Origin of the sequence: Leisingera sp. ANG59, assembly GCF_013317235.1 — a bacterium.
Classification (GTDB): domain Bacteria; phylum Pseudomonadota; class Alphaproteobacteria; order Rhodobacterales; family Rhodobacteraceae; genus Leisingera.
Genome location: NZ_WLCM01000068.1, coordinates 1 through 14,574, shown reverse-complemented (window position 1 = coordinate 14,574; position 14,574 = coordinate 1). Strand labels below are relative to the sequence as shown.

Sequence of the window (14,574 nt, the reverse complement as noted above, 5' to 3'; positions counted from 1 at the left end):
GTCCTGCAACTTGCGGATCAGCTCCTCGGGGCTGGGCAGGTCGGCCACATGGGTGAGACGGATCACCGCCATTTCTGCCGCCATCATCGCGTTTGGGGCCGCGGCCACTTCCTCCAGCGCCTTCAACAGCATCTGCCACATCCGGGTGAGGACGCGCATCGGCAGGTTTTCCGCCATCGCCTTGCCCCGGGCGCGTTCGTCCGGGCTGACGGTGGGGTCCTCGGCGGCATCGGGCGTGATTTTCACGACTGAGACCCAATGGGTGATCTCTGCCAAATCGCGCAGCACTGCCAGCGGGTCGGCGCCCTCGGCATACTGGCCGCTGAGTTCGGTCAGCGCCGCCGCCGCATCGCCGCGCAGGATCATGTCCATCAGGTCGAGCACCCGGCCGCGGTCGGCAAGGCCCAGCATGGCGCGGACCTGATCGGCGGTGGTCTCACCAGCGCCGTGGGAAATCGCCTGATCCAAGAGCGAGGTCGCATCGCGGGCAGAGCCTTCGGCGGCGCGGGTGATCAGCGCCAGCGCGTCCTCGGCAATCCCGGCGCCCTCGGCGGTGGCGATCTTGCGCAGCAGGGCGATCATCACCTCCGGCTCGATCCGGCGCAGGTCGAAACGCTGGCAGCGCGACAGCACCGTCACCGGCACTTTGCGGATCTCGGTGGTGGCAAAGATGAACTTCACATGCGCGGGCGGCTCCTCCAGCGTCTTCAATAGCGCGTTGAAGGCGGAGGTCGACAGCATGTGAACTTCGTCGATGATGTAGATCTTGTAGCGGGCCGAAGCGGCGCGGTACTGCACCGAGTCAATAATCTCGCGGATGTCATTGACGCCGGTGCGCGAGGCCGCGTCCATCTCCATCACGTCGACATGGCGGCCTTCCATGATCGCTGTGCAATGCTCGCATTTGCCGCAAGGATCGGTGGTGGGGCCGCCCTGGCCGTCCTCGCCGACGCAGTTCATGCCCTTGGCGATGATCCGCGCCGTGGTGGTTTTCCCGGTGCCACGGATGCCGGTCATGATGAAGGCTTGGGCAATCCGGTCGGCGGCAAAGGCGTTTTTCAGCGTCCGCACCATCGCGTCCTGGCCCACCAGATCGGCAAAGGTCTCGGGCCGGTATTTGCGCGCCAGAACCTGGTATTGGGATTGGCCGGTGCCGCCGGTGGTGCCGCTGGGGGTATAGTTCATGATGTCTCGTGCCGGATTCGATGTGCGGGCGTCCCGCGTTGCGCGCAGGGTATTGAAGCACAGCCGGTTCGTCCACCGCTGATGGGCAGACGGCGTGCGGCCAAGAAAAGGTTTTGGATTTGGAGGGTTTGGCGGTTAGAATCACCTTGCAAGACCCTGGGCGGGAGTGGGAATTGGAACGCAACGCGAGGAGGCGGCATGCGATCTGACGAAGTCTCTGGGACTGCGGCGCAGGAGATGCCTGTGGCAGTGAATATCTCCATATGCGAGGTGCCCGTCGCGGGCGGGATGCTGGCGCTGTGCCCCCTGCCGGGAAAGGGCGGCGACTATCCCGGCGACATGGGCCGGATCAACGCCTGGAAGCCCGGGCTGGTGATCTCCATGACTACGGCTGAGGAGCACGCGGCGGCGGGCAGCCACAGGCTGGGCTGCGACATCCAGAGCATGGCCAGCCGCTGGATCCATCTGCCGGTGCCGGACTTCGACGTGCCATCCCGGCAGGTGGCGGCGAAATGGCCCAAGGCCAGCGCCTCGGCGCGGATGGCGCTGGAGGGCGGCGGCCGGGTGCTGGTGCATTGCAAGGGCGGCTGCGGCCGCTCCGGCATGGCGGTGCTGCGGCTGATGATCGAAAGCGGCGAGGATCCCGCACAGGCGCTGGCACGTTTGCGGGCCGTGCGCCCCTGCGCGGTGGAGACGCAGGCGCAGCTGGAATGGGCCTGTGCCGGGCGTCCGGCGGGGCTGCGGCCGCAATAGGGCGGCAGCCGGGTGCGGCTTGCCGTTCCGTGTTTCCGTGACCAGTCTGCCGGCTTAAAGCGCCAGCATCTGCTCCGCCTGATGCGCCTCTGCCGTCTTAGGCAGCGCCTCCATCAGCGCGCAGGGGCGGGCGTCCAGTCTTGACGCCGCAAAGCCGGTGCCGTCGCGGCTGAGGATTGCATCGGCAAAGCGGTCGAGCCCGTCGCGCGGCGCCTCTTCGCCGACGCCGCAGAACAGCCGGATCCGGTCATGGCTGGCAGCAAACTGCGCCGGGCAGTTGCGCGGGCAGCCGTCCAGCGCGGTGGTGCCGGTGATCTCGAAATCCTCCTGGGTCAGCGGCTTGGCCTTGGTCATCGCCTCGGCCAGCTTGGCGATCATCCGCTCTGCCGCGGGGCAGGGTTTCCCCAGGTATTTGCAATCCGTTGCCGCATAGAAATGCGTCTTGTCCGTCCACATCATTTTTGCGCCCTCCGCGCGTGGTGCGGGGGTTTGGGGACAAGAGACCGGATGAAAAAGCGGGAGACCCGCGGTGCCATCAGACCCTGTCCGGACACCCCGCCCGGGTTCGAGTTTCACTTCCGATGGCAGGTCTCCTGACTTGCGGGTCGATGCTTTCCCGATCCTTCCCGGCCCATCGGGCCAGTGGCTCTATCGGGGTCGCTCGCCGCTTACAGTTGCGGGGGCAGTCGCGGAATTGGCCTTGCGCTGGGCGGGGCCGCACCGTGTTCCCTTTTCATCCCGGACACAAGATTCTGTGGCGCGGGAACCATCGCCACAAGCGGTAGCGGCTAGGCCCCCGAGTCGTCAATCGTTTTTCTGCGGCTGCACTGGGGTTGGGAGGGGTCTGTGCATCTGAAGGTGCAGCCCCCGGATCACATCCGAATCCCGCCGCACCCGGGCCAGCTGCCAGCCGCCCTGCAGCAGGATATAGAAATTCTCGGCGGCGGCGCGGGCCTCTGCCTGCGGCAGGCCGAGGCGCTGGGCGTGGGTTGCGGTTTCGGTGATCCAGCCCTCGAACAGCTTGGCGGCGTGCTGGTGGAAAGCCTCGTTCTCCGGCCCTTCGAAAAGGGTGGCGGAGACCGGGCAGCCGCTCCATTTTCCCTGCTTGTCGAACAGTTTGGCCAGCTTGTAGCAGACCGTCTTGGCGCCTTCCTGAAATGTCGGCGCAGGACTGAAGGAGGCGTCGATCAGCGCCAGCATCTGCTCCGATGCCCAGTCCGCCGCAGCCAGGGCCAGATCGGACTTGCCGTTCGGGAAATGGTGGTAGAGCGACCCCTTGGGCGCCTCTGCTGCGGCCAGCAATTCTGCCAGGCCGGTGCCGCTGTAGCCCTTGTTGCGGAACAGGCCGGCAGCCGCCCGCAGCAGCCGCTCGCGGGTTGGGATGGGGCCGTCCGGGGTGGCCGAGGGTGTCGTCACGTCAGTCATGACGGCAGGTTGACAGCATTAGACCGATTGGTCCAGAGGTGGAATAGACCAATCGGTCTAGGAGGGTGCCATGCTCGACAGCCATGCAGAACACGCCGCGGATATCCGGGTGGAGGACGTGCGCTTTGCCGCCGGTGATGCAGAGCTGGCCGGGCGGCTTTCTCACCCGGCGGGACCGGCCAGGGCAGCGGTAGTGCTGAACGGCGCAACCGGGGTGCCGCAGGGCTATTACCGGCATTTCGCGCGCTGGCTGGCGGCAGAGCGGCAGATGGCTTGCCTCACTTTTGATTACCGGGACTTTGGGGCCTCGGCGCGCATGCACCCGCGCCGGTCACAGGCCACCATGGCCGAATGGGCGCTGGCGGATCAGCCGGCCGCCCGCAGAGAAATGCAGCGGCACTATGCGGGCGTGCCGCTGCTGGTGATTGGCCATTCGCTGGGGGCGATGCTGATGCCCCTGCAGGATGGCCTGACGGACGTCGCCCGCATGATCGTGGTTGCGGGCGGCTTGGTGCATCACCACGATCATCCCTGGCCCTACCGCGCGCTGGCGCTGGCCTTCTGGTTCGGCCATGTGCCGCCGCTGGTCCGTGCCCTGGGCTATCTGCCCGGGCGCGCGGTGGGGTTCGGGGCCGACTTGCCCGCCGGGGTCTACTGGCAATGGCGGCGCTGGTGCACCACGCCGGGCAGCTACCTGCCGGAAACCGGGCTTGGCCTGCCGACACCCCGCTGGACGGAAACCGGCATCCCGGTGGATCTGTTTGCAATGGCGGATGACGACGTGGTGCCGCCTGCGGCGGTCTGGCGGCTGGGCGATGTCTACGGAGATGTGCCGCAGCAGCGCGCGGTACTGGACCCGCAACAGGCGGGCCTGCAGAAGATCGGCCACCTTGGCGCCTTTGCCCGCGCCAATGCCGCGCTGTGGCCGCGGCTGGTGCCGCCTGCGTGACCGGGCCTTTGCCGGCCGGGGCGGTTCAGGCTGACCGGGTCAGGCGCTCCTCGGTGATGCGGGCATAATCCGCCAGCCGCAGTTTGAAGCGGCGGTTAAGGTTGCTGCGCGCCAGTTTCAGCGATTGCACCAGCAGCCGCCCGGTCAGCGAGGTGGGCGACAGCTTGAGCCGGACCGACATCCGTGTCCGCTGCGGCGACAGCGCCAGCAGCTCAACCTCAGTCCGTCCGTCAATACCGCTGCCGCTGCCCTCCAGCACCATGCCCGACGGCGGCGTGTGGGAGGCCATCTTCAGCTTGATCTCGCGCGGCTTGCCGCGGAAGCGGAAGGCAAGGTCCCAGGCCAGCCCGTTTTCCGGGCTGGCGATGTCGCCGGTGCGCTGCAGTTCAATGCCGCGCCGCAGGGCGGACCGCTCCAGCATGGCGAAATCCGAGATTGCGCCGAACACCTCGGCAATCGGGGCTTCGATGTCTTCTTTGCTGTGGAATTCCATATTCGCCTGCCTCGTTTCCGGCTTGGGGGATGCGCCGTTTCCGGCAAATATGCGCTTTAGTCCAGCGTGTCCGCAAGCCAGTTCTTGATCAGAAACTGAGCAATCGCCCCTTTGCGCGCGGGTTTCAGGACCGGGTGCTCACCTGCGTAGACGGTCATCATCTCCTGGCGGCTGATCCACAGCGCATCCTCGATCTCTTCCGGGTCGATGGTGATGTCGCGGCTCAGCGCCTCTCCCGCGCAGCCGAACATCAGCGACATCGGGAACGCCCAGGGCTGGCTGGACAGGTAGCTGACAGCACCGACCCGCACGCCGGTTTCCTCCAGCACTTCGCGGCGCACGGCGGCCTCCAGCGTCTCGCCCGGTTCGACAAATCCCGCCAGCAGCGAATACATTCCTTCCGGCCAGCCGGGGGAACGGCCCATCAGGACACTGTCGCCATGGGTGATCAGCATGATCACCACTGGGTCGGTGCGCGGAAAATGCGGCGCCTTGCAGGCTGGGCACAGCCGCTGCCAGCCCGCCTGCGACAGATCGCTGGCAGCCCCGCAGCAGGCGCAGAACCGGTGGCTGCGGTGCCAGGCCAGCAGCGCCTTGGCGGTGGCGGCCAGCTCCGCCTCCAGCGGGGTGAGGCGGGTCATGATCCGGCGAAGCTCTGCAAATACATGCGTGTCCGGCAGGTCAGGGTGCTGCTGCTCGCTGGCGTCGGCAAAGCTGTTCAGCGCCTCCTGGTCCAGATCCCGGGGCTGCCAGTCACTGATGTCGCAGGCGAAGCAGGGCGCGCCGCCGGGTGCCAGTCCCAGGAACAGCGCATCCGGCTTGCGCGCGGCGGCCAGCGGATGCGCCGGCGCGGCCCAGGCCAGGCCGCAGGGCAGATCTTCCGCGCCTTCACGCCGGGTGAGCGGTTTGCCCCGCCACATCAGCAGGACCTGCGCTCGGGGGCTGTTCCATGCTGCCTCCAGCGCCGCCGCATCGCTGCGCAGATGCGCGGCGCGCTCAAGTCCGCTGCCGCCGCCGAAGGTCACCTGTTCCGCGCGTTTCATGGCACTTCTCCTATGGCTGGCGGGTTTCCGGCTGCGCTCAACGGGGGAATGGGGCAATCCATGACAGTGTGACGCAGCTGTTGCCAGCATCCGGGTGCGTTCCGCGCTTGCCTGTCGCCGTGCGGCCACACCTGGCATGGCTGACGCAGGGTCATTTTGCAGCTGAGCAGGGCGCAACCGGGCAGCTGCGTGAGACGCCTGTGAAAAAGTTAACACGCACTGCAAAGGAACCTTTGCAAATCGTGGAAACGCTGATTCAAATAGCGCCAAGCAAGAATGGCGCCGAATGGTGCGAGAGGAGCGGCGGACAGGCGGTGTCAGCAGGGTTTCGGACATGACAGGCGGGGCGGCGGCCGCCAGGGCCCGCAGTGCCGGGGAATTGCATGTGCTGGCCACCACGGACCTGCACTGCAACCTGCTGAGCCATGATTACTATGCCAACCGCCCGGATCCCGCCATCGGGCTGTCGCGGGTGGCATCCCTGATCGCTGAGGCGCGAGCGCAGGCCGCGGCCCGGGGGGCAGCGTGCATTCTGGTCGATAACGGCGATGGTTTCCAGGGTGCGCCGCTGGGCGATGTCCTGCCGCAGGCCGCGGGGCCGCATCCGCTGGTCCGGGCGTTCCAGGTGTTGCAGTATGATGCCGCGGGTCTCGGCAACCACGATTTCGACATCGGGCTTGAAGCCCTGGCAGAGGTTGCGGCGGACATGCCCTGCCCGCTGCTGTGCTCCAATCTGCGGGCTACGGAGCCCGGCCGTGCGCTGCCGTTTGCACCCTCGGCGGTGCTGGAGCGGCAGGTGCCGGGCTGTCCCGGTCTGCCGCCGGTGCGGATCGGGCTGCTGTCGGTGCTGCCGCCGCAGACGCTGTCCTGGTGCCGGCAGGCGCTGCAAGGACAGCTGCAGGCGTCCGGCATCGTGGAGGCCGCGGCAGAACAGGCAGGGCAGCTGAAGGCGCAGGGCTGCGATCTGGTGCTGGCGCTGGCGCACACCGGCCTGGCGCCTGCAGGCGGCGACCGCAGCGAAAACGCCTTGGGGCAGCTGGCCGCGCTGCCGGACATCGATGCCCTGGTCGGCGGCCACACCCATCTGACGCTGCCGCACCCGGATCATCCCTTTCCCAAGCCGGTGGTTATGCCGGGGGCGCATGGCTCGCACCTAGGGGTGATCCGGCTGGCGCTGGAGTATGCCGCCGGCGGCTGGCGGGCGGCCGAGGGTTCTGCCAGCCTGAAGCCGGTCTCGCAGCCGGGCGCGGCCGGCACCGCAGTGCCGCTGGCGGCAGAGGATCCTGTTCTTGTGCAGGCGCTGGCAGAGGACCACGCCCGCACGCTGGCAAGGATGCAGGAGCCGGCAGGCCATAGCCCGGTGGCGATGCATTCCTTCTTTACCTTCTTCGCACCGGACCGCGGCCTGTCCCTGACGGCCAGCGCCCAGGCGGCAGCGGCGCGGGTGCTGCTGCGCGGCTCCGCCGGTGAAGGCCTGCCGCTCTTGTCGGCGGCGGCGCCGGGAAAGTTCGGCGGCCGCTCCGGGCCGCAGTCTTATACCGATATCGCGGCCGGGGAGCTCAGTGCCCGCAACATCGCCGATTTGCAGGTCTTCCCGAACGAGCTGCGGGTGGTTCAGGTCACCGGTGCGCAACTGCGTGACTGGCTGGAAATGTCTGCCGGCCTGTTCAACCGGATCGTGCCGGGCAGCTCCGGCCAGCGGCTGACCGACCCGCAGCGGGCCGGGCACAACTTTGATGTGATCTTCGGGCTCAGCTACCGGGTCGATGTCACGCAGCCGCCCCGGTTTTCCGCCGCCGGAGAGCTGATCAGCCCGGAGGCGCGCCGGATCACGGATCTTTGCTGGCAGGGCCGCCCGGTGGACCCCGGGCAGCGTTTTGCGGTTGCCGTCAACAGCTACCGGGTCAGCGGCGGCGGCCGGTTCCGGATGCTGGAGGAGGCCGAAGTGCTGCCGCTGCCGCCCATCCGCATCCGTCAGGCGATCCGCGACTATGTCGCCGGGCGGCTGCCGCCGGAGCCGCTGGCGGAGGCCGCTTATCCCTGGCAGCTGGCCCCGGTGCCGGAGACTCGTGCGGTGGTGGTGACCGGCCCCGGTGCGGCGGAGCATCTGCAGGAGCTGCCCGACGGGCTGGCCGCCCCGCGCGGCTTCAACAGCGGCGGTTTCTGGGAGCTGGAGCTGAAGCTGTAGGCCTCCGGATGCCGGGCCCGGGCGGCCCTTGCCATTCCCTGCAGCGGTCCTTATATCGGGATTCGAGAGGTTGGCGCGGGCAAGCGCCTCGCCAACCTGGTCAGGTCCGGAAGGAAGCAGCCACAACGAGCCCCGCTTGGGTCGATGTCCAGCCTCTCACTTTTCCCCGAACAGCTGAAATGAACGTAAGTGGGAACTTCTCCCGCCCGCTCTGGCGCAATCAGAGATTGCCCCGCCGCCGTTGGGCCGGGCGCCGCGCTGGCGCGCGGCGGGACCCGGATCTCCATCCGTCACGAAAATTTCCCGGGGTGAACCGGCCGGGAAGCCAAGAGGGGGGCTGTCGGCCTTGCTCCGGCTCAGAACCGGCCGTTGTCCGCCGGATAGACGCCGAGGATTTCCACGTTGGTGGTGAAATAGCTCAGCTCATCCATCGCCAGCTGCACATTGGGATCATCGGGGTGGCCTTCGATATCCGCATAGAACTGGGTCGCGGTGAAGGAGCCGTCCACCATGTAGCTTTCCAGCTTGGTCATGTTGATACCATTGGTGGCGAAGCCGCCCATCGCCTTGTACAGCGCCGCCGGAATGTTGCGCACCTGGAACACGAAGCTGGTGATCATGTTGTGGGCGCCGCGGCGGGTGTAGTCGATGTCCTTCGCCATGATCAGGAAGCGGGTGGTGTTGTCGCCGTTGTCCTCGATATGGCGGGCGAGCACCTCCAGCCCGTAGATCTCGCCCGCCAGTTCGCTGGCCAGCGCGGCAGAGTGGATGTCGCCGGCCTCGGCCACGTCACGCGCGGCGCGGGCGTTGTCGGGGCTGACGCGGCCGCGGATGCCGTGTTCGCGCAGGAAGGTTCCGCACTGCGGCAGCAGCACCAGATGCGAATGCGCCTCGCGGATGTCTTCCAGTTTGGCCCCCGGCACCGCCAGCAGGTTGATATGCACCCGCACAAACGCCTCGTCGATGATGTGCAGCCCGCTGTGCGGCAGCAGCCGGTGGCTGTCGGCCACCCGTCCGTAGGTGGAATTCTCCACCGGCAGCATCGCCTGCTCCGCTTCGCCGCTGCGCACCGCCTCCAGAATCTCCTCAAAGGTGCGGCAGGGCAGCACCTCCATGCCGGGGCGTGCAATGCGGCAGGCCTCGTGGCTGTAGGAGCCAAGCTCCCCCTGGATGGCGATTTTGCGGCTCATGGGTGTGTTCCCCGTGCAAAACTTCAAGAATTGGGCGTTTCGTCGCGCTGTCTATACCTTGCCACTTGGGAGGGGAAGCCTTAGACACCCCTGCAGACAGCTAAATGGACTCGCGATCATGTTTGACACGATGACCCTCACCAAAGCGACCGCAGGCATCTGCGGCGCGTTCCTGGTATTCCTTCTGGGCAAATGGGGCGCAGAAGTACTGTATCACATGGACAGCCACGGTGAGGCTTCCTATGTGATCGAAGTCGCTTCGGCGGAAGATGCCGGCAGCGACGAACCGGAAGTCAGCTTCGAAGAGCTGATGGCCTCCGCTGACGCCGCCAAAGGCGCCAAAGTCTTCAAGAAATGCTCCGCCTGCCACAAGCTGGAAGACGGCGCCAACGCAACCGGCCCGTATCTGTACGGTGTTGTCGGCCGCGAAATCGCCTCGGCCTCCGGCTTCGGCTACTCCGGTGCTCTGACCGGTCTGGCCGGCAAGGCCTGGACCCCGGAAGAGCTGGACGCCTTCCTGGCCAAGCCGTCGGCCTATGCTTCCGGCACCACCATGTCGTTCTCCGGCCTGAAAAAGCAGACCGACCGGGTGAACCTCATCGCCTATCTGGACAGCCTGGACGGCTAAGCCGGACCGCTGTCCCAGCTATCCAATTGAAAAGCCGCTGCGATCTGCAGCGGCTTTTTTGATGTTCGCGTGAGTGGTCCTGCTCAGGCCGGGTTGTTCTCGCGGTAATAGGCCAGCGCATCGCGCTCTGTGCCGTCGGGCAGGATGCAGACGCCGATGGTGCCCGCCTTGCCGCTGCGCAGCACGTACTGGCCGCCGGTCTGCACGCAATAAGCCTCTTCCGGGCTGGTGTAGACCACTTCCTCTTCCTGCTGGGCACAGGCGCTGAGCGTGGCGGCCCCGGCAACCGCAAGGGCGGCAAGTTTCATTGACTTCAGCATCGCAGACTCCCTCGTTTCATAACGCAATCGTGATAGGAGGCTGGCAGGCAATTTTATTGCGGGCAAGCGCGATGGTACGCAGGCCCTTGTTTCGGCTGCTTTTTGCCCAGACCGGGCGTCCAATCACCCAATCTCAACTTGAATGTTACCGCCGCCGGACATTAGCTTGGGGCCGGATAACCCGGGCCAAAGTTCCGGGCACAGGAGGTCATGGCAGATGAACACCGCCAAAACTGCGGCGCGCGTGCGCGCAAAGGACAGAGTGAACCCGCTGCAGGCCGCCGCCGCGCTTGCGTTCGGCTTGATCCTGACGCTGGCCGCTGCAACGCTGGCCAAGGCGGAAGAGGCCATCATCAAGGCGCATGGCTTTGCCGAGTTCGGGGAACTGAAATACCCCGAAGGCTTCGCCCATTTCGATTACGTGAACCCTGAGGCCCCCGAGGGCGGCGAGCTGTCGATTTCCGCCGTCGGCACCTTCGACAGCATGAACCCCTACACCCGCAAGGGCAGGGCCGGGACGCTGTCTTCGGCCCAGTTTGAAAGCCTGCTGGTGGACTCCTATGATGAGCCGGGATCCTACTACGGCCTGATTGCCGAAAGCCTGGAATACCCCGAAAGCCAGGACTGGGTGATCTTCAACCTGAGGCCCGAGGCAAAGTTTTCCGACGGAACGCCGGTCACCGCCGAGGATGTGGTGTTTTCCCACAACATCCTGCTGGACCAGGGGCTGAAATCCTATGCCAAGGCGGTGCGCAAGCGCATCCCCAAGGCAGAGGCGCTGGGCCCGCACCGGGTAAAATTCCATTTCTCCCCGGATTTCCCGCGCCGGGCGATGATCACCCAGGTCGGCGGCACGCCGGTGTTCTCCAAGGCCTGGTTCGAGGCCGACCTTGAAAACCGCCGCATTGACGAGCCGCGGCTGGATCCGGGCATCGGGTCTGGGCCTTATGTTCTGGAAAGCGCCGATGTGAACCAGCGCATCGTTTACCGCCGCAACCCAGATTACTGGGGCAAGGACCTGAACGTGAACGTAGGTCGTCACAACTATGACCGTATCCGGGTCGAGTATTTCGGCGATGATGTCGCCGCGATGGAGGGCTTCAAGGCCGGCGTCTATACCCTGCGCCCGGAGAACAACTCCAAGAACTGGGCCACCAACTATGAATTCGCCGCTGTCGAGAAGGGCCATGTGATCAAGGGCGAAATTCCCGACGGCAATGTGCCGCCCGCCAGCGGCTTTGTGATGAACCTGCTGAAACCCAAGTTCCAGGACATCCGCGTGCGCGAGGCGATGCAGCTGGCGTTCAATTTTGAATGGACCAACGAAAGCCTGCAATACGGGCTGTTCCGCCACCGCTCCTCCTTCTGGCAGGATTCGCCGCTCGCGGCACAGGGCCTGCCCGAGGGCCGCGAGAAAGAGGTGCTGGAAGCGCTGGGCGATCAGATCGACCCGTCCATTCTGACTTCCGAGCCGGTGATGGCGCATGCTTCCAAGGCGTCGCGCCCCGGCGACCGCAAAAACCTGCGCCGGGCGATGAAGCTGTTGGACGAGGCCGGCTGGACCGTCGGTGATGACGGCATGCGCCGCAACGCGCAGGGCGAGCCGCTGAAGGTCGAGTTCCTGGCCGACAGCCCGACCATCGAACGCATCGTGCAGCCCTATGTCGCCAATCTGCGCACCATGGGGGTGGATGCGGTGCTGAACCGGGTCGATTATGCCCAGTACACCAGCCGCCGCCGGGAAAAGGAGTTCGACATGATCTCCCATGCTTATCCGATGTCGCTGGAGCCTTCGACCGGCCTTTATCAGTATTTCGGGTCCGAGGCGCATGAATATTCGGTGTTCAACCCGGCAGGGCTGGCCGATCCGGCAGTGGATGCACTGATAGGCAATATCGTCGATGCCAAGACCCAGGAAGAGCTGCGCTCCAATGCCCGGGCGCTGGACCGGGTGCTGCGTGCCAAGCGCTTTGTGGTGCCCACTTGGTATCTGGACGTGAACTGGATCGCCTATTGGGACATGTACCGCCAGCCGGAAAACCTGCCGCCCTATGACACCGGCCTTCTGGACTTGTGGTGGATTGATGCTGAACGCGAGGCGGAGCTCAAATCCGCCGGCGCGCTGCGGTAAGGGACGGACATGGCAGCCTATATCCTCCGGCGCCTGCTGCTGGTGATCCCGACGCTGTTTGGCATTCTGCTGGTGAACTTTGCCCTGGTGCAGTTCGTTCCCGGCGGCCCCGTGGAACAGATCATCGCCCAGCTTGAGGGCGGCGGCGACGTGTTCGAGGGCTTTGCCGGCGGCGGCGGCGATACCGGCACCGAGGCGATCAGCGCCAATGAGAATTACGCCGGCCGCCAGGGCCTGCCGCCGGAGCTGATCAAGGAGCTGGAGCAGCAGTTCGGCCTCGACAAGCCGCCGCTGGAGCGCTTCCTGACCATGCTGGGCAACTACGCCCGTTTCGACTTCGGCGAGAGCTATTTCCGCAAGATCGGCGTGACCGAGCTGGTGCTGGAGAAGATGCCGGTGTCGATCTCGCTCGGCCTGTGGTCGACGCTGATTGCCTATCTGATCTCAATCCCGATGGGCATCCGCAAGGCGATGCGCGACGGCTCCCCGTTCGACACCTGGACCAGCGGCGTGATCATCGCCGCTTATGCGATCCCGGGCTTTCTGTTTGCCATCATGCTGCTGGTGCTGTTCGCCGGCGGCTCCTACTGGCAGATCTTCCCGCTGCGCGGCCTGACGTCGGACAACTGGGAGAGCCTCAGCCTGTTCGGCAAGATCATGGATTATTTCTGGCACATTGCGCTGCCGGTCACCGCCTCCACCATCGCGGCCTTTGCGACGCTGACGCTGCTGACCAAGAACTCCTTCCTTGACGAGATCAAGAAGCAATACGTGATGACTGCCCGCGCCAAGGGCCTCAGCGAGAACCGGGTGCTGTACGGCCATGTGTTCCGCAACGCGATGCTGATCGTGATCGCGGGCTTCCCGGCGGTGTTCATCGGCGTGTTCTTCTCAGGCTCGCTGATCATCGAGACGATCTTCTCTCTCGACGGGCTCGGCCGCCTGGGGTTCGAGGCCGCAGTCGCGCGCGATTACCCGGTGATGTTCGGCACCATGTACATCTTCGGCCTGATGGGGCTGGTGGTCGGCATCATCTCCGACCTGATGTATGTGGTGGTCGACCCGCGCATCGACTTTGAAAAGCGGGAAGGCTGATCCATGGCGCTCTCCCCCCTCAATCAGCGCCGCTGGCGCAACTTCTGCCGCAACCGCCGCGCCTATTGGTCGCTGTGGATCTTTGCGGTGCTGTTCGGCCTGTCGCTGTTTGCCGAGTTCATCGCCAACGACAAGCCAATCCTCGTGAGCTACCGCGGCGAAATCCATGCGCCGGTGTTCAACTTCTACCCGGAAACCAAATTCGGCGGAGATTTCCAGACCGAAGCCGTCTACAGCGACCCGGAGGTCGAATGCCTGATCCGCTCCGGCGGCATTGAAGACTGCTTTGACGAGCCGGAAACCATCCTTGAGGAGATCGCGGCAGGCACTTATTCGGCTGAGGATTTCCACGAAGGCTGGACCATCTGGCCGCCGATCCCCTACAGCTTTGACACCACTGTGGACCGCCCCGGCGCGGCGCCGCTGCCGCCCGGCGGGCTGAACCTGCTGGGCACCGATGATACCAAGCGCGATGTGCTGGCGCGGGTGATCTACGGCTTCCGCCTTTCGATCCTGTTCACCCTGATGGTGACTGGCGCGGCCAGCATCATCGGCATTCTGGCGGGCGCGGTGCAGGGCTATTTCGGCGGCCTCACGGACCTGGTTTTCCAGCGGGTGATCGAGGTCTGGGGCTCTGTCAACTCGCTCTATGTCATCATCATCATGTTTGCGATCCTGGGCCGCAGCTTCTGGCTCTTGGTCTTTCTGATGGTGCTGTTCGGCTGGACCGCGCTGGTCGGCGTGGTGCGGGCGGAGTTCCTGCGTGCCCGCAACCTGGAATACGTCCGCGCCGCCAAGGCGCTGGGGGTCGGTAACCTGACCATCATGTTCCGCCACATGCTGCCCAACGCGATGGTGGCGACGCTGACCATGCTGCCCTTCATCATCACCGGTACCATCGGCCTGCTGGCAGGGCTCGATTTCCTCGGCTTCGGCCTGCCGTCCTCGGCGCCGTCGCTGGGGGAGCTGACCCTGCAGGCCAAGCAGAACCTGGAGGCGCCCTGGCTGGCGTTCACCGCCTTCTTCACCTTTGCCATCATGCTGTCGCTGTTGATCTTCATCTTCGAGGGCGTGCGCGATGCCTTCGATCCGCGGAAGACGTTTTCATGAGGATATGGAACAACAGGATCACCCCCGGCCCGAGGGTGGGGGCAAATCGCCCCCACCCTCGGGC

14 protein-coding genes, 1 other RNA gene and 1 riboswitch are annotated in these 14,574 nt (G+C 65.6%); of the genes, 8 read left to right on the top strand and 7 right to left on the bottom strand.

Features of this window, described 5'->3' with window-relative positions:
- Positions 1-1,185: DNA polymerase III subunit gamma/tau (locus tag GKC28_RS24930; RefSeq protein ID WP_174149648.1), on the bottom strand; the 1,185-nt coding region annotated here is incomplete at its 3' end.
- A gap of 237 nt (positions 1,186-1,422) precedes the next feature.
- Here GKC28_RS24930 and GKC28_RS24925 point away from each other — a divergent pair.
- Complete coding sequence (locus tag GKC28_RS24925; protein ID WP_174149649.1) at positions 1,423-1,938, top strand: protein-tyrosine phosphatase family protein; 516 nt, start codon at positions 1,423-1,425, stop codon at positions 1,936-1,938.
- A 54-nt stretch (positions 1,939-1,992) separates the two neighbouring features.
- On the opposite strand, the gene GKC28_RS24920 is transcribed toward GKC28_RS24925, so the two are convergent.
- Both GKC28_RS24920 and GKC28_RS24915 read right to left on the bottom strand, forming a co-directional pair.
- Positions 1,993-2,397, bottom strand: coding sequence for a hypothetical protein (locus tag GKC28_RS24920; protein ID WP_174149647.1), 405 nt, complete (start codon positions 2,395-2,397; stop codon positions 1,993-1,995).
- A gap of 106 nt (positions 2,398-2,503) precedes the next feature.
- Positions 2,504-2,724: riboswitch (cobalamin riboswitch) on the bottom strand.
- An 18-nt stretch (positions 2,725-2,742) separates the two neighbouring features.
- Positions 2,743-3,363 carry a TetR/AcrR family transcriptional regulator gene (locus GKC28_RS24915; RefSeq protein WP_174149646.1) on the bottom strand — a complete coding sequence of 207 codons (621 nt, stop codon included), beginning with the start codon at positions 3,361-3,363 and terminating at the stop codon, positions 2,743-2,745.
- 70 nt (positions 3,364-3,433) lie between these two features.
- Between GKC28_RS24915 and GKC28_RS24910 the strand changes: the two genes are divergently transcribed.
- Positions 3,434-4,312 carry an alpha/beta hydrolase gene (locus tag GKC28_RS24910; RefSeq protein ID WP_174149645.1) on the top strand — a complete coding sequence of 293 codons (879 nt, stop codon included), beginning with the start codon at positions 3,434-3,436 and terminating at the stop codon, positions 4,310-4,312.
- Between the two features lie 25 nt (positions 4,313-4,337).
- Here GKC28_RS24910 and GKC28_RS24905 read toward each other — a convergent pair whose 3' ends face one another.
- Together GKC28_RS24905 and nudC are read right to left on the bottom strand one after the other, a co-directional pair.
- On the bottom strand, positions 4,338-4,805 hold the full coding sequence (locus tag GKC28_RS24905; protein WP_174149644.1) for an SRPBCC family protein: 468 nt from the start codon (positions 4,803-4,805) through the stop codon (positions 4,338-4,340).
- 56 nt (positions 4,806-4,861) lie between these two features.
- Entirely contained in the window at positions 4,862-5,848 is a 987-nt protein-coding gene (gene nudC, locus GKC28_RS24900) for an NAD(+) diphosphatase (RefSeq protein WP_174149643.1), read from the bottom strand.
- A 334-nt stretch (positions 5,849-6,182) separates the two neighbouring features.
- Between nudC and GKC28_RS24895 the strand changes: the two genes are divergently transcribed.
- A complete protein-coding gene (locus GKC28_RS24895) occupies positions 6,183-8,036 on the top strand; it encodes a 5'-nucleotidase C-terminal domain-containing protein (RefSeq protein ID WP_174149642.1) in 1,854 nt (617 codons plus the stop codon).
- A gap of 63 nt (positions 8,037-8,099) precedes the next feature.
- An RNA gene (gene ffs / locus GKC28_RS24890) (signal recognition particle sRNA small type) lies at positions 8,100-8,198 on the top strand.
- A 194-nt stretch (positions 8,199-8,392) separates the two neighbouring features.
- On the opposite strand, the gene GKC28_RS24885 is transcribed toward ffs, so the two are convergent.
- On the bottom strand, positions 8,393-9,226 hold the full coding sequence (locus GKC28_RS24885; RefSeq protein WP_174149641.1) for a prephenate dehydratase: 834 nt from the start codon (positions 9,224-9,226) through the stop codon (positions 8,393-8,395).
- 118 nt (positions 9,227-9,344) lie between these two features.
- Between GKC28_RS24885 and GKC28_RS24880 the strand changes: the two genes are divergently transcribed.
- On the top strand, positions 9,345-9,854 hold the full coding sequence (locus GKC28_RS24880) for a cytochrome c family protein (RefSeq protein ID WP_174149640.1): 510 nt from the start codon (positions 9,345-9,347) through the stop codon (positions 9,852-9,854).
- Between the two features lie 83 nt (positions 9,855-9,937).
- On the opposite strand, the gene GKC28_RS24875 is transcribed toward GKC28_RS24880, so the two are convergent.
- A complete protein-coding gene (locus GKC28_RS24875; protein WP_174149639.1) occupies positions 9,938-10,174 on the bottom strand; it encodes a DUF333 domain-containing protein in 237 nt (78 codons plus the stop codon).
- A 217-nt stretch (positions 10,175-10,391) separates the two neighbouring features.
- On the opposite strand from GKC28_RS24875, the gene GKC28_RS24870 reads away from it, so the two are divergent.
- The 3 genes from GKC28_RS24870 to GKC28_RS24860 are packed head-to-tail and all read left to right on the top strand — an operon-like array spanning position 10,392 to position 14,510.
- A complete protein-coding gene (locus GKC28_RS24870; protein WP_174149638.1) occupies positions 10,392-12,305 on the top strand; it encodes an extracellular solute-binding protein in 1,914 nt (637 codons plus the stop codon).
- Between the two features lie 9 nt (positions 12,306-12,314).
- Positions 12,315-13,400 (top strand): microcin C ABC transporter permease YejB, encoded by a 1,086-nt coding sequence (locus GKC28_RS24865; RefSeq protein ID WP_174149637.1) that lies wholly within the window; start codon positions 12,315-12,317, stop codon positions 13,398-13,400.
- A gap of 3 nt (positions 13,401-13,403) precedes the next feature.
- Positions 13,404-14,510: an ABC transporter permease gene (locus GKC28_RS24860; RefSeq protein WP_174149636.1), complete on the top strand. Its 1,107-nt coding sequence runs from the start codon at positions 13,404-13,406 to the stop codon at positions 14,508-14,510.
- Positions 14,511-14,574 lie beyond the last annotated feature (64 nt).